General features: G+C 67.9%; 14 protein-coding genes and 2 pseudogenes. 14 read left to right on the forward strand and 2 right to left on the reverse strand.

Translation table 11 applies throughout. The features are described from left to right. A pseudogene (locus tag BN976_RS33095) lies at positions 1-616 on the forward strand (hypothetical protein); the annotation flags it as partial. Between the two features lie 122 nt (positions 617-738). Here the strand turns inward: BN976_RS33095 and BN976_RS31805 are convergent. Beyond that, on the reverse strand, positions 739-1,446 hold the full coding sequence (locus BN976_RS31805; protein WP_011779772.1) for a GAF and ANTAR domain-containing protein: 708 nt from the start codon (positions 1,444-1,446) through the stop codon (positions 739-741). Positions 1,447-1,588: 142 nt separating this feature from the next. Next, positions 1,589-2,086, reverse strand: a complete 498-nt coding sequence (locus tag BN976_RS31810) for a DUF1990 domain-containing protein (RefSeq protein ID WP_011779773.1) — start codon at positions 2,084-2,086, stop codon at positions 1,589-1,591. 37 nt (positions 2,087-2,123) lie between these two features. On the opposite strand from BN976_RS31810, the gene BN976_RS31815 reads away from it, so the two are divergent. The 13 genes and pseudogenes from BN976_RS31815 to BN976_RS31875 all read left to right on the forward strand — a co-directional run. Further along, positions 2,124-2,993, forward strand: coding sequence for an aldo/keto reductase (locus tag BN976_RS31815; RefSeq protein ID WP_036377804.1), 870 nt, complete (start codon positions 2,124-2,126; stop codon positions 2,991-2,993). Between the two features lie 21 nt (positions 2,994-3,014). After that, positions 3,015-3,644: a PaaI family thioesterase gene (locus BN976_RS31820; protein WP_036377805.1), complete on the forward strand. Its 630-nt coding sequence runs from the start codon at positions 3,015-3,017 to the stop codon at positions 3,642-3,644. After that, the gene (locus tag BN976_RS31825; RefSeq protein WP_036377807.1) at positions 3,641-4,072 is read left to right on the forward strand and encodes a TIGR02611 family protein; all 432 of its coding nucleotides are present in this window, start codon (positions 3,641-3,643) and stop codon (positions 4,070-4,072) included. Before BN976_RS31820 ends, BN976_RS31825 begins: the two co-directional genes overlap by 4 nt. A gap of 74 nt (positions 4,073-4,146) precedes the next feature. Beyond that, positions 4,147-6,222 (forward strand): threonine--tRNA ligase, encoded by a 2,076-nt coding sequence (thrS, locus tag BN976_RS31830; RefSeq protein ID WP_036377810.1) that lies wholly within the window; start codon positions 4,147-4,149, stop codon positions 6,220-6,222. Next, entirely contained in the window at positions 6,167-6,772 is a 606-nt protein-coding gene (locus tag BN976_RS31835; protein WP_049778091.1) for an ATP adenylyltransferase, read from the forward strand. The genes thrS and BN976_RS31835 overlap by 56 nt, the downstream gene beginning before the upstream one ends. Next, entirely contained in the window at positions 6,769-7,440 is a 672-nt protein-coding gene (pgsA, locus tag BN976_RS31840; RefSeq protein WP_036377812.1) for a phosphatidylinositol phosphate synthase, read from the forward strand. Before BN976_RS31835 ends, pgsA begins: the two co-directional genes overlap by 4 nt. Continuing rightward, on the forward strand, positions 7,437-8,381 hold the full coding sequence (locus BN976_RS31845) for a phosphatidylinositol mannoside acyltransferase (protein ID WP_036377815.1): 945 nt from the start codon (positions 7,437-7,439) through the stop codon (positions 8,379-8,381). Before pgsA ends, BN976_RS31845 begins: the two co-directional genes overlap by 4 nt. 31 nt (positions 8,382-8,412) lie before the next feature. Next, positions 8,413-9,543: a glycosyltransferase family 4 protein gene (locus BN976_RS31850; RefSeq protein ID WP_036377821.1), complete on the forward strand. Its 1,131-nt coding sequence runs from the start codon at positions 8,413-8,415 to the stop codon at positions 9,541-9,543. After that, complete coding sequence (locus BN976_RS31855; protein ID WP_011779782.1) at positions 9,540-10,583, forward strand: NUDIX hydrolase; 1,044 nt, start codon at positions 9,540-9,542, stop codon at positions 10,581-10,583. The genes BN976_RS31850 and BN976_RS31855 overlap by 4 nt, the downstream gene beginning before the upstream one ends. Before the next feature lie 59 nt (positions 10,584-10,642). Continuing rightward, on the forward strand, positions 10,643-11,566 hold the full coding sequence (pdxS, locus tag BN976_RS31860) for a pyridoxal 5'-phosphate synthase lyase subunit PdxS (RefSeq protein WP_051558691.1): 924 nt from the start codon (positions 10,643-10,645) through the stop codon (positions 11,564-11,566). Further along, the gene (gene tesB / locus BN976_RS31865) at positions 11,567-12,415 is read left to right on the forward strand and encodes an acyl-CoA thioesterase II (RefSeq protein ID WP_036377820.1); all 849 of its coding nucleotides are present in this window, start codon (positions 11,567-11,569) and stop codon (positions 12,413-12,415) included. It begins immediately after the preceding gene. After that, on the forward strand, positions 12,412-12,999 hold the full coding sequence (gene pdxT, locus BN976_RS31870) for a pyridoxal 5'-phosphate synthase glutaminase subunit PdxT (protein WP_011779785.1): 588 nt from the start codon (positions 12,412-12,414) through the stop codon (positions 12,997-12,999). The genes tesB and pdxT overlap by 4 nt, the downstream gene beginning before the upstream one ends. A gap of 111 nt (positions 13,000-13,110) precedes the next feature. Beyond that, positions 13,111-13,848: pseudogene (locus BN976_RS31875) on the forward strand (helix-turn-helix domain-containing protein); the annotation flags it as partial. Positions 13,849-13,938 lie beyond the last annotated feature (90 nt).

Raw genomic sequence — 13,938 nt, forward strand, 5'->3', positions numbered from 1 at the left:
GGTGACGCCTCCGGTTCCGGGTGTTCCCGGTGGTGCCGGTGCGGTGCCTGCCGGAGCGGTGACGCCTCCGACGCCTCCGGTGCCCGGGTCGTCGTCAGGCGGGTTTGTCAACTACCCGGCGCCGCCGGTGCCGCCGACGCCACCGAACTCGGCGGGAGTCAACACCGGAACACCGGGGTCGCCGATCCCGGGAACTCCCGGCAGCACGCTGACGATCTCCGACCTGCTCACGCCACCCGGTGTGGCGCGGACCGTGCAGAACACCGCCTCGTCGGTGATGAGCATCGCGCCCCCCGGAACGCCGCCGGTGCCCGGCGGCGCCGGATCGGTGAGCGTGGGTGTCCCTGCTCCGCCGAGCCCGCTGACCCCGCTGGCCGCGACGGGCCTGTCCAACCTGGTGTCGCCGCCGTCGCTGACCATCCCGTCGATTCCGGGGTTGCCGGTGCCGCTGCCCAACGAGGTACCGGTTCCGTCCGACCTGCTGTGTGTCGGCACGGATTGGTCGGCGACGCAAGGAGATTCGGCGACCACTCCGGTCAACGCCGAAATTCCGCGGGCACTGGTCACGGGCGCGGCGCCGGTCGGTGACCGGCGGGACCGGTGGGACACCAGGTAGTCACACCGACCCGGCGACCAGCCGTCGACGGGGTCGGCGCAAACGGTCCGGCCGCCCATCCTCCTGCTGCACGGAGTGTCTGGGCGGCCGGCGCCGGTGCGGAGTCGCGTTGTTGCGCTTGGTCAGTCGGCCGAGGCCTGAGCGTCGCTGACGAGACTCGTGGCGATCTTGATCAGGGGCACATTGGAATCCTGTGACAGCTTGCGCAGCAGTTCGAAAGCCTGAACGGCGTCCACCCGGTAGCGCTCCATGATCATGCCCTTGGCCTGACCGATCACGTCACGGCTCGACAGCGCCTGCCGGAACTGCTCTTCGCGGCGCGCCGAGTTCCAGGCCACCGAGGAGTGGGCGGCGAAGATCAGACCGAGCGTTCGTGACTCGTCACCGAATGCCTCGGGCTGCTCGGAGTAGACGTTGAGCGCACCGAGCGTCTCGCCGGCGATGAACAGCTGGAACGCCATGATCGACCGGATGGGTGTCTCGGCCAACGCGTCGCGCCGGTAGTTCGGGAACCGCTCGTCGGTCTCCAGATTGCGAACGTGAACGGTCTTCTCTTCCCACGCCGCGGTCAGACAGGGGCCTTCGAGATAGCGCTGCTGGATCTTGTCCAACAACAATGGCCAATGATGCGTCGCTGCGGGGGTCTCGATCTGTTTGGCGTTGCGGGTCAAAGTGATTCCGGCATACTGCGCGCCCTCGATTTCGGCGGCGGCAAGCTCGGCCAACTCGGCGACGACCGTGTCGGAGTCGGTGTCCGGTCTGTTGTGCAGGCCCTGCACCAGCTCCGCCACACGCAGATGTGTGACTTCTACGCCGGCTGGATCGCTCATCCCTCACCCGTCCGATACTCGTGCGTCAATATGGCTCTACAGGCTACCGCTGACCCTCGCGGTCGGCTCGGGCATTGCGCAGTCGCCCGCGGAAGGCCTTTCGGATCCGGTGCTGCAGTCCCAGCGAAGTCGCGGGACGCGGTCAGAGCGCGCGCAGATACCGGTCGGTGACCACGCGCTGCATCAACGAGGTCACCGGGGCCCCTAACCGGCTCCACCACGTCGCATGCCGCGAAAACGCCGCCACCTCCGCAACCACGTCCCCGGCGCTCGGGTCGTAGCGCACGAGGAACAACTCCTCGCCTGATTCGGCGTGCCCGGGCAGGGTGCCGTACGCGAAACCGCGACGGTCGGGTTCGTCGACGACGTACACGACGCGACACGGCGCCACCACGGGGCCGAGATGCACCAGCACCTCCGCCCCGACGGCGGCCACCGGGGCGGTGGCCTCCACCCGCAGGCCCGCCCCGCGCAGCATCCCCCAGCGCATCCCCTCGGCGGCCGCCTGCTCGAAACGCTCGCGGCCGCTGCCGATCACCGCCGACTTCCGTAGATGGCGGTACCCGGCGGGCATCGTCGTCGCGGTGGCACCCACCTCGGGATACGTCAGCGCTTTGCCGGCCAGGTCAGTCAGCTTCACGATGCCAGCTTGTCACCGTCCGCGTAGCGTCGATCCGGTGACCTCTGGAAGCTCCCGAACCGCCCCGACCTTCCTCCTCGGCGGGGAGCTGCCCGTGAACCGGCTCGGTTTCGGCGCGATGCGTCTGACCGGCCCTGGTGTCTGGGGTCCGCCGGTAGACCGGGACGAATGCCTGCGCGTGCTGCGCCGCGCCGTCGATCTCGGCGTCGACTTCATCGACACCGCAGACTCCTATGGCCCTTACATCTCCGAGGACCTCATCCGGGAGGCGCTTCACCCCTACGACGGCGTCGTCATCGCCACTAAAGCAGGTCTGCTGCGTACCGCTCCCGACGTGTGGGAACCGCTCGGGTTTCCCGCCTACCTCCGTCAGGAGTGCGAGATGAGCCTTCGCCGGCTCGGCACAGACACCATCGACCTGTTCCAGTTGCACCGCATCGACCCGAAATTCCCGGCCGAGGACCAGATCGGCGAGCTGGCCAAGCTTCAGCAGGAAGGCAAGGTTCGGCACATCGGCCTCTCGGAGGTCTCGGTCGATCAGCTCACCGCCGCCCGTGCGGTCGCCCCGATCGTCTCGGTGCAGAACATGTACAACCTCACGATGCGCGGCGCCGAGCCTGTGCTGGATGCGTGTGAGGCCGACGGCATCGCGTTCATCCCGTGGTTCCCGTTGGCCGCAGGCCCGCTCGCGGCCGCCGACGGCCCGTTGCACCGCATCGCCGCCGAACACCACGCCACACCGTCACAACTGGCGCTGGCCTGGCTGCTGAAGCGTTCGCCGGTGATGCTGCCCATTCCCGGCACCTCGAAGGTGGCCCACCTCGAGGAGAACGTCGCCGCCGCACAGATCGATCTGACCGACGCCGAGTTCGAGACACTGGGCAACGCCGGCGCCGCCGCGAGCTGAGGCAACCAATACGGTGAGCGGGTGAGCACTAACAATGCGGCCGATGTACACGTTGGTGGGGGATTCAATCCACCCACACCCACCGACCGCGGCGGCCCGGACTACGGCCGTTTCGTCGAAGCCGTCCGCAGGCTCCAGGACCACGCCCGCGCGGCCGACGCCCCTGACGCCGTGATCACCGAGGCAGCAGACCTGCTGGAGAAGGTCTCGGCGATGCTGGCGCCCTACGACGCCGATGAATGGTCCTCACCGTCGGGCCGGCGAAACGACCTACCCAACCGCGGCAACATCCTGAGCGTGCCGCTGGACCTGCATCTCACCGACGATGGTCGCATGGGCGGCACCGCGCGGTTCCGTCGCTACCATCTGGGCCGCAACGGCGCTGCGCACGGTGGCGCGGTGGCCCACCTGTTCGACTCACTGCTCGGCTTCACCGCCTACAAACTCAGCGGCAGCAAGGCGCAGCGCACCGCGTTCCTGCACGTCGACTACCGCAAGATCGCGCTGGTCGAAAAGGAACTGCAGGTCGAAGCGCGCATCGACGACATCGTCGACCGCAAGATCTTCGTCTCCGGGCGCCTTCTCGACGGCGACCACGTGCTGGCCGAGGCACATTCGCTGTTCGTCAAGCTCAAACCGGGTCAGCCATGAGCGACGAGACCGGGCGTTCCGGAATCACCCGCCGGTGGGCGCGGTGGCGGGACCGGCTGCGGGAACGGCGGGCCGCCGACCTCGTCTACCGCATCGCGGTCGGCGTGGTGGGCCTGCTGGTTCTGGCCGTCGGCATCCTGGCCATCCCGTACCCCGGCCCGGGCTGGGCGATCGTGTTCGTCGGGCTGGCCATCCTTGCGACCGAGTTCGACTGGGCGCGCCGGTTGCTGGCCTACGCCCGCGCACGCTATGACACCGCGATGGCCTGGTTCAAACGCCAGGGCCTGTGGGTCCAGGCGCTGGGGGCGCTGTTCACCTTCGCGATCGTGATGGGCACGTTGTGGTTGCTCGGGGCACTCGCGTTCGTCGGCGAACTGGTCGGTATCGAGTACCGCTGGCTCAAGAGCCCTATTGGTATCGGGGAGTGACGCCCCGCACCGATAGCATGGTCGCGGTCGATACCCGACCCGCACCAGCCACCTGAGAGTTTGGAGAGCCCCGCATGAGCGCCCCCGCCCGCCCCGCCCCAGCAGCCCCGATCCGGGTCGCTGCCGGGACGACCGCCGGGCAGGCGGTTCGTGACGCCGGCTTGCCTTCCCGGGGTGCACCCGACGCCGTCGTCGTCGTCCGGGATTCCGACGGCCGACTGCGCGACCTGTCGTGGGTTCCCGACGCCGACGTCGACGTGATCCCGGTGACCGCCGACACCGAGGACGGCCGCAGCGTCATCCGGCACTCGGCCGCCCACGTGCTCGCGCAGGCAGTGCAGGCGCTGTTCCCCGACGCCAAGCTCGGCATCGGGCCGCCGATCACCGACGGCTTCTACTACGACTTCGAGGTCGCCGAGCCGTTCACCCCGGAGGACCTGGAGGCTCTGGAAAAGCGGATGCGCCAGATCGTCAAGGACGGTCAGCTGTTCTCCCGCCGGGTGTTCGAATCCAAGGACGAGGCCAGGGAAGAACTGGCGAACGAGCCCTACAAGCTCGAACTGATCGACGACAAGTCCGGCGACCTGGAGTCATCGGACGAAATAATGGAGATAGGCGGTGACGAGCTCACCGCCTACGACAACCTCAATCCCCGTACCCGCGAACGTGTTTGGGGTGACCTGTGCCGTGGCCCGCACATTCCGACCACCCGCTACATCCCGGCGTTCAAGCTGACCCGTAGCTCGGCGGCGTACTGGCGCGGCGACCAGAACAACGCCAGCCTGCAGCGCATCTACGGCACCGCCTGGGAGTCGCAGGAGGCGCTCGACCGCCACCTCGAGCTCATCGAGGAGGCGCAGAAGCGCGACCACCGCAAGCTCGGCGTCGAGCTCGACCTGTTCAGCTTCCCCGACGAACTGGGCTCGGGCCTGCCGGTCTTCCACCCCAAGGGAGGCGTGGTGCGCCGGGAGCTGGAGGAGTACTCGCGGCGCAAGCACATCGAGGCGGGCTACGAGTTCGTCAACACCCCGCACATCACCAAGGAGCACCTCTACATCACCTCCGGGCACCTGGAGTGGTACGCCGACGGCATGTTCCCGGCCATGCACATCGACGCCGAGTACAACGACGATGGCACGGTGCGCAAACCGGGGCAGGACTACTACCTCAAGCCGATGAACTGCCCGATGCACCACCTGATCTACCGGTCGCGAGGGCGTTCTTATCGGGAACTTCCCTTGCGGCTCTTCGAGTTCGGCAGTGTGTACCGCTACGAGAAGTCCGGTGTGGTCCACGGCCTGACCCGGGTGCGCGGCATGACGCAGGACGACGCGCACATCTACTGCACCCGCGAAGAGATGCGCGACGAGCTGGCCCGGCTGCTGCAGTTCGTCCTCGATCTGCTGGCCGACTACGGTCTCGACGACTTCTACCTGGAGCTCTCGACCAAGGACCCGGACAAGTTCGTGGGGTCCGACGACATGTGGGAGGAGGCCACCGAGACGCTGCGCGAAGTGGCCGAATCGTCGGGACTGCACCTGGTGCCCGACCCGGGCGGCGCGGCGTTCTACGGTCCGAAGATCTCGGTGCAGGTGCGCGACGCGCTGGGGCGTAACTGGCAGATGTCGACCATCCAGCTCGACTTCAACATGCCCGACCGTTTCGAGCTGGAGTACACCGCCGCAGACGGAACCCGCAAACGCCCCGTCCTGATCCACCGGGCGCTGTTCGGATCGATCGAGCGGTTCTTCGGTGTGCTCACCGAGCACTACGCCGGCGCCTTCCCGGCCTGGCTGGCGCCGGTGCAGGTGGTCGGCATCCCCGTCGCCGACGACCACATCCGGTACCTGGACGGGCTGGTGGCCCAGCTGCGCGCCCTCGGTATCCGTGCCGAGGTGGACACCAGCGACGACCGGATGGCCAAGAAGATCGTCAACCACACCAACCAGAAGGTTCCGTTCATGCTTCTCGCGGGTGACCGCGACGTGGAGGCTGAAGCCGTGTCATTCCGGTTCGGTGACCGCACGCAGGTCAACGGAGTTCCGCGAGAGCAGGCGGTCGCGGCCATCGTGGACTGGGTCACTCGGCGCGAGAATGCGACGCCGACAGCGGAACTCGTCGAGATCAGTGCCGAAACGGGCGAGGGGTGACGTGGATCCCGAGGACACGATCGTAGACCGCGGTGTCGGCGATCCGGACCGCCTGCAGCGGTTGTGGACGCCACACCGGATGACCTACATCGTCGACGCGGTCAAGCCGGGGTCGGCGTCGTCGTCGGAACCGTTCACCGACATCCCGAACATGTCGGACGAGGACGGGCTGGTCGTCGCGCGCGGCGAACTGGTGTACGCCGTGCTCAACCTGTACCCGTACAACCCCGGCCATCTGATGGTGGTGCCGTACCGTCGGGTGGCCGAGCTGGAGAACCTCACCGAGGCCGAGAGCGCGGAGTTGATGGCGTTCACGCAGAAGGCGATTCGCGTGATGAAGGCGGTGTCGCGCCCCCACGGCTTCAACGTCGGCCTCAACCTGGGAACCTCGGCGGGCGGCTCGCTGTCGGAGCACCTGCACATGCACGTGGTGCCGCGGTGGGGTGGGGACGCCAACTTCATCACCGTCATCGGCGACTCCAAGGTCATCCCGCAACTGCTGCGCGACACCCGGCTGCTGCTGGCCACCGAGTGGGACAACCACAAGTGAGCGACTTCTACCTGATGACGCGCGCGGCCTACGTGAAGCTGTCGCGGCCGGTGGCAAGGGGCGCGCTGAAACTGGGCCTGTCGCCGGACAGCGTCACGATCCTGGGCACCGCGGGATCGGTGCTCGGCGCGCTCACGCTGTTCCCGATCGGGCAGCTGTTCGCGGGCGCCTGGGTGGTGGCGTTCTTCGTGCTTGCCGACATGCTCGACGGGGCGATGGCCCGTCAGAGCGGTGGCGGCACCCGGTTCGGGGCGGTGCTCGACGCCACCTGTGACCGCATCAGTGACGGCGCGGTGTTCTGCGGCCTGCTGTGGTGGGCCGCGTTCGGGCTGCATAGCACCGGATTGGTCGTCGCCACCATGATCTGCCTGGTGTCGTCGCAGGTCATCTCGTATATCAAGGCGCGGGCGGAGGCCAGCGGGCTGTCCGGGGACGGTGGTCTGATCGAGCGGCCCGAGCGCCTGGTCATCATCCTGATCGGCGCCTGCTTCTCCGACCTGCCGTTCTTCCCTCTGCCGTGGCTCCTCGACGTCGCGATGTGGGTACTGGCGTTGAGCAGCGTGGTGACCGTCGGGCAGCGGCTGCACAGCGTGCGGACCTCCGCGGCGGCCATGGAGCCGCTCAAGGTGCCCGAAGCCGGCGAGAAACCCGAGACCACAGAGCAATGACACAGCACCCGGCCGGGTCGGGCAGCGACAACGGGCGTCTGCTCTCCTTCGGCGGCCACCTCACCGACTGGGTTTATGCCGCCGGCTGGCGCCTGGTGCGTGCAGCCCCGGAGTTCTTGGCGCGCAACGCGTTCGGTGCCGGCGCCCGATGGGCTGCCCTGAACGGCGGACCCGAGCAGCTGCGCAAGAATCTCGCGCGGGTGATCGGTACGACGCCGGAGCGGGTTCCGCCGGCGCTGATGCAGGCGTCGCTGGCGTCCTACGCCCGGTACTGGCGGGAGGCCTTCCGGCTGCCGTCGATGGATCACGAGGAGCTGGGCAGACGACTGCACGTGCGCGACATCGAGCGCGTGTGGGCGGCGCTGGAGGCGGGCCGCGGCGCCGTGCTGGCGTTGCCGCACAGCGGAAACTGGGACATGGCCGGGGTGTGGCTGGTGCAGAACCACGGCACCTTTGCCACGGTCGCCGAACGTCTCAAACCGGAATCGCTGTACAACCGGTTCCTGGCGTACCGCGAGAGTCTCGGCTTCGAGGTGGTTCCGCTCTCCGGCGGGGAACGGCCGCCGTTCGAGGTGCTGCGTGATCGGTTGCTCGCCAACGGGGTGGTGTGCTTGATGGCCGACCGTGACATGACCCGCACGGGTGTGCAGGTCGACTTCTTCGGCGAGCCCAGCCGGCTTCCCGCGGGGCCGGCGAAGCTGGCGCTGGAGACGGGAGCAGCGCTGCTGCCCGTGCACTGCTGGTTCGAACCCGACGGCTGGGGCATGCAGGTTTATCCGGAGCTGGACACCTCATCGGGCGACGTCACCGTCATCACGCAGGCGATGGCCGACCGGTTCGCGGTCAACATCGCCGCGCACCCGGAGGACTGGCACATGATGCAGCCGCAGTGGGTGGCGGATCTGTCCGAGGAGCGCAGGGCCCGCCTGGAGGCTTTGTGATGAGCGCGTGCGCGAGAATGCGGCGACCCTGATGCGGATCGGGATGGTCTGCCCGTACTCGTTCGACGTGCCCGGCGGGGTGCAGTCGCATGTGCTGCAGTTGGCGAACGTGTTTCACAGCGACGGCCACGACGTCAGTGTGCTCGCGCCCGCCTCACCCGATGCGGACGAATCGCTGCCCGATTACGTGGTGTCGGGCGGAAAGGCCATCCCGATTCCGTACAACGGGTCGGTGGCCCGGCTGCGGTTCGGGCCCGCCACCCACCGCAAGGTCAAGAAGTGGCTGCAGCAGGGCCAGTTCGACGTGCTGCACCTGCATGAGCCCAACGCGCCCAGCCTGTCGATGCTGGCGCTCAACATCGCCGAGGGCCCGATCGTGGCGACCTTCCACACCTCGACGACGAAGTCGTTGACGCTGTCGGTGTTCGAACCGATCCTGCGTCCCATGCACGAGAAGATCGTCGGCCGCATCGCGGTATCCGACCTGGCGCGACGCTGGCAGATGGAAGCGCTGGGCAGCGACGCCGTCGAGATTCCCAACGGCGTGGACGTGGCCAGCTTCGCCTCCGCGCCGCCACTGCCCGGCTATCCCCGGCCCGGGGGAACGGTGCTCTTCCTCGGCCGGTTCGACGAACCCCGCAAGGGCATGTCCGTGCTGCTCGGGGCGCTGCCCGCGGTGGCGGAGCGGTTCGCCGACGTCGAGATCCTGGTGGTGGGCCGTGGCGACGAGGATCAACTGCGCGGCGACGCCGGACCGCTGGCCCGACATCTGCGGTTCCTGGGACAGGTGGACGACGCCGAGAAGGCGTCGGCGATGCGCAGCGCCGATGTGTACTGCGCGCCCAACACCGGGGGAGAGAGCTTCGGCATCGTGCTGGTGGAGGCGATGGCGGCGGGAACCGCGGTGGTCGCCAGTGACCTCGACGCATTCCGGCGGGTGCTGGTGGACGGAGACGCCGGACGCCTGGTCGCCGTCGACGACTCCGCCGCCCTGGCCGAAGGCCTGATCGAGATGCTCTCCGACGACGCGGTCCGCGCCCGCTACATCGAATGCGCGACGCGGGCGGTGCAGCGGTACGACTGGTCGGTGGTGGCCCGGCAGATCATGCGGGTGTACGAGACGGTCGCCGGTGCCGGGGTGAAAGTGCAGGTGGAGTCGTGATTCCGTGGGCAGCCGCGGTGCTGATTGCGGTGCTGGTCGCGGTGGTTCTGCTGATCGGCGGGTGGGCCTATCAAACCGCCAACCGGCTGGACCGGCTACACGTGCGCTACGACCTGTCCTGGCAGGCACTCGACGGGGCGTTGGCCCGGCGCGCGGTGGTGGCTCGCGCGGTGGCCGTCGAGGCGTACGGCGGCGGACCCGACGGCCGGCGGCTGGCCGCGTTGGCCGACGCCGCCGAACGGGCGCCCAGGTCGGGCCGTGAAGCGGCGGAGAACGAGTTGTCGGCGGCGCTGGGCCGGGTCAACCCGTCGTCCCTGCCGCTGGCGTTGGTGGCCGAGCTGGCGGACGCCGAGGCGCGCGTGGTGCTGGCGCGCCGGTTCCACAACGACGCCGTCCGCGACACCCTGGCCCTGCGCGAGCGCCCGCTGGTGCGCACCCTGCGGCTGGGCGGAACTGCTGCGCTGCCAAGCTATTTCGAGATCGCCGAAGCAGGTGAGGTGTCGGCGCGCGAGCCTGCCCCGGCGACCAGACGCACGTCGGCGAGGGTGGTGCTGCTCGACGAAGCCGGTGCGGTGCTGCTTCTGCGCGGGTCGGATCCGGCGTTCGCGGGTGCGGACCCGGCCCCCCGCAAGTGGTGGTTCACGATCGGCGGTGCGGCCCAGGTGGGGGAGTCACTGGCCCAGGCCGCGGTGCGTGAACTGGAGGAGGAGACCGGGCTGCGGGTGGCGCCGGAGGCCATGGTCGGTCCGCTGTGGCGCCGCGACGCCGTCATCAACTTCAACGGGTCGGTCATCCACAGCGAGGAGATGTATTTCGTGCACCGCACCGCGCGGTTCGAGCCGTCGGACGCGGGCCGCTCGGGGCTGGAACGCACCTACATTCACGGTCACCGGTGGTGCGATGCGACAATGATCGAAAAGCTGGTCGCCGATGGTGAGACCGTGTATCCCCTGCAGCTGGGTGAGCTTCTCGACGAGGCGAACGCACTGGTCGACGCGCGGGGTGCACTACCGGGCGGGCCGCTGCAATCCATCCGTTGATGTGCGGATCGAATCGATTTGCGACCGCCTTTAGACTGGATCAGTAGCGATTTAAGGAGATGGCAGTGGAATCCGAAACGTCGGGGGCAGGGCTCGGAGCTCCCGCCCGCGGTACTGCGCGGGTGAAGCGTGGCATGGCGGAGATGCTCAAGGGCGGCGTCATCATGGACGTGGTCACCCCTGAGCAGGCGCGGATCGCCGAGGGTGCCGGTGCGGTCGCGGTGATGGCGCTCGAACGCGTTCCCGCCGACATCCGGGCCCAGGGCGGGGTGTCGCGGATGAGTGACCCCGACATGATCGAGGGCATCATCGACGCCGTCACGATCCCGGTGATGGCCAAGGCGCGGATCGGGCACTTCGTCGAGGCGCAGATCCTGCAGAGCCTCGGTGTCGACTACATCGACGAGTCCGAGGTGCTCACGCCAGCCGATTACGCCAACCACATCGACAAGTGGCGCTTCACCGTGCCGTTCGTGTGCGGTGCCACCAACCTCGGCGAGGCGCTGCGGCGGCTCACCGAGGGTGCGGCGATGATCCGGTCCAAGGGCGAGGCGGGCACCGGTGATGTGTCCAACGCGACCACCCACATGCGCAGGATCGGCGGCGAGATCCGCCGGCTGACGTCGCTGTCGGAGGACGAGTTGTACGTCGCGGCAAAAGAACTGCAGGCTCCCTACGACCTCGTCGTCGAGGTGGCGCGGGCAGGCAAGCTGCCGGTGACGTTGTTCACCGCGGGTGGCATCGCGACTCCGGCGGATGCGGCGATGATGATGCAGCTCGGCGCCGAGGGTGTGTTCGTCGGTTCGGGCATCTTCAAGTCGGGCAATCCCGCCGAGCGGGCCGCGGCGATCGTCAAGGCGACTACGTTCTACGACGATCCCGACGTGCTGGCCAAGGTGTCGCGCGGCCTGGGTGAGGCGATGGTCGGAATCAACGTCGACGACATCCCGGTCCCGCACCGCCTGGCCGAACGCGGCTGGTAAGTGGCGATTGAAGAGATCCTCGATCTGGAGCAGATCGAGGTCAACATCTATCGTGGCGGGGTCTTCAGCCCCGAGTCGGGTTTTCTGCAGCGCACGTTCGGCGGGCATGTGGCCGGGCAGTCGCTGGTATCCGCGGTGCGGACTGTCGACCCGAAGTTTCAGGTGCACTCGCTGCACGGCTACTTCCTGCGCGCCGGCGATGCGCGGTCGCCGTCGGTCTACACCGTCGAGCGGATCCGTGACGGTGGCTCGTTCTGCACCCGCCGAGTGACGGCGATCCAGCACGGCGAGACCATCTTCTCGATGTCGGCGTCGTTCCAGACCGACCAGAGCGGCATCGAACACCAGGACGCCATGCCGTTCGCGCCCCCGCCCGACGACATCCCCGACTTCAAGTCCAGCAGCAAGGTGTTCGACGACGCCAGCTTCCGGCAGTTCGACGAGTGGGATGTGCGCATCGTGCCCCGCGACCGGCTCGGGGTGCGCGAAGGCAAAGCCTCCCAGCAGCAGGTCTGGTTCCGGCACCGGGATCCGATGCCCGATGACCACGTGCTGCACATCTGCGCGCTGGCCTACATGAGTGATCTGACACTGCTGGGCTCGGCGCAGGTCAACCACATCGAGGAGCGCAAGCATCTGATGGTGGCCTCACTGGACCACGCGATGTGGTTCATGCGCGCGTTCCGGGCCGACGAATGGCTGCTCTACGACCAGTCGTCGCCGTCGGCGTGCGGGGGCCGCTCGCTGACGCAGGGCAAGATCTACAACCGCTACGGCGAGATGGTCGCCGCGGTGATGCAGGAGGGGTTGACGCGGTACACCCGCGGCTACGCCCCGGGACACGGGTGAGCGCCCCGCAGGTCGGGGTACTGGCACTGCAGGGCGATACCCGCGAGCATCTTGCGGCGTTGCGTGAGGCCGGCGCCGAGGCCCGTACGGTGCGGCGCCTCGACGAGCTCAATTCCGTTGATGCTCTGGTGATTCCGGGTGGAGAGTCGACGGCGATGAGCCATCTGCTGCGCGAGTTCGGCCTGCTGGAGCCGCTACGGGCCAGGCTCGCCGAGGGGATGCCGGCGTACGGATCGTGCGCCGGGATGATCCTGCTGGCGACCGAGATCGCCGACGCCGGAGTGGCAGGGCGTGAGGCGCTACCCCTGGGCGGTATCGATATGACGGTGCGGCGCAACGCCTTTGGCCGTCAGGTCGACTCGTTCGAGGAAGACGTCGAGTTCGAGGGTCTGGACGGCCCGGTGCATGCGGTGTTCATCCGGGCGCCGTGGGTCGAGCGGGTGGGCCCGGACGTCGAGGTGCTCGCGCGAGCGGGTGGACATCCCGTCGCGGTGCGGCAAGGGAAGATGCTCGCGACGGCGTTCCATCCCGAGGTGACCGGCGACCGCCGCGTCCACCGGCTGTTCGTCGCCTCGCTCTCGTGATTTCGGTGTAGTTGGTCACGCTCAGCGTGATGTTCTGTTCGGGGACATCGCTGACAGTGATATGTCTCGGGACATCGCTGACACCTGAGTAGGGCCTGGCAACGATGGTTCATGGCCCAGAAGGTGACGGCGATGGACATTCGCATGGCTGCGGCAATGGCCGGTCGAGTACCCAACGTGGCGGCGTTTTGCCGCGACGAGCAGATCAGTCGGCAAACGTTCTACAAATATCGGCGGCGCTTCCGTGACGGCGGTATCGAGGGGCTGCAGGAGCAGTCCCGGCGTCCGCTGACCTCGCCGGGACAGACTCCGGTCGAGGTCGAAGACCTGATCGTGCTGCGGCGAAAACAGCTGATCGAGCAGGGCCGTGATCACGGCGCTCAGTCGATCGTGTGGTCGTTGCAGCGCGAGGGTGTGGCGGTGCCGTCAGTGTCGACGGTGTGGCAGATCCTGACCCGGCGGGGAGCGATCACCGCGCAGCCGCAGAAACGCCCGAAGTCGGCGACCAAGCGGTTCGTCTTCGATCGGCCCAACGAGTGCTGGCAGTCTGATTGGACCGGTTGGGCGCTGGCCGACGGCACTGCGGTGGGTATCGCGGGCAGCCTCGACGACCATTCTCGCTACGTGGTAGGGCTACGCGCCGGTGCCGGTGATGCCGACGGCAAGCTGGTCTGGTCGGTCATCGTGGCCGGCATCGCCGAGTGCGGGATACCATTGATGTCGTTGTCGGACAACGGAACCGTCTACACAGGACGCTTCCTTTCCCGTGAATCGGCCTTCGAGATCAACCTGCGTGCCCTCGGAGTGCGCACCATCAACTCCACGCCGTACCACCCACTCTTAACCGGCTAATCCGGGTGACTCGGATGGGGGGAACTGCCCATTTCCTCCAGTTTTGCGCCCGGATCGAGCCAGATGCGATATGCACATCTCATGACG

The organism is Mycolicibacterium austroafricanum (assembly GCF_000612725.1).
Classification (GTDB): Bacteria; Actinomycetota; Actinomycetes; order Mycobacteriales; family Mycobacteriaceae; genus Mycobacterium; species Mycobacterium austroafricanum.

What these genes read in the sequence shown, in the direction of transcription:
- BN976_RS31805 (WP_011779772.1), bottom strand. Translation starts at nt 1,446, where the DNA reads ATGAGCGATCCAGCCGGCGTAGAAGTCACACATCTGCGTGTGGCGGAG.
- BN976_RS31825 (WP_036377807.1), top strand. Translation starts at nt 3,641, where the DNA reads ATGAGCGACGAGACCGGGCGTTCCGGAATCACCCGCCGGTGGGCGCGG.
- thrS (WP_036377810.1), top strand. Translation starts at nt 4,147, where the DNA reads ATGAGCGCCCCCGCCCGCCCCGCCCCAGCAGCCCCGATCCGGGTCGCT.
- BN976_RS31835 (WP_049778091.1), top strand. Translation starts at nt 6,167, where the DNA reads ATGCGACGCCGACAGCGGAACTCGTCGAGATCAGTGCCGAAACGGGCG.
- BN976_RS31845 (WP_036377815.1), top strand. Translation starts at nt 7,437, where the DNA reads ATGACACAGCACCCGGCCGGGTCGGGCAGCGACAACGGGCGTCTGCTC.
- BN976_RS31850 (WP_036377821.1), top strand. Translation starts at nt 8,413, where the DNA reads ATGCGGATCGGGATGGTCTGCCCGTACTCGTTCGACGTGCCCGGCGGG.
- pdxS (WP_051558691.1), top strand. Translation starts at nt 10,643, where the DNA reads ATGGCAGTGGAATCCGAAACGTCGGGGGCAGGGCTCGGAGCTCCCGCC.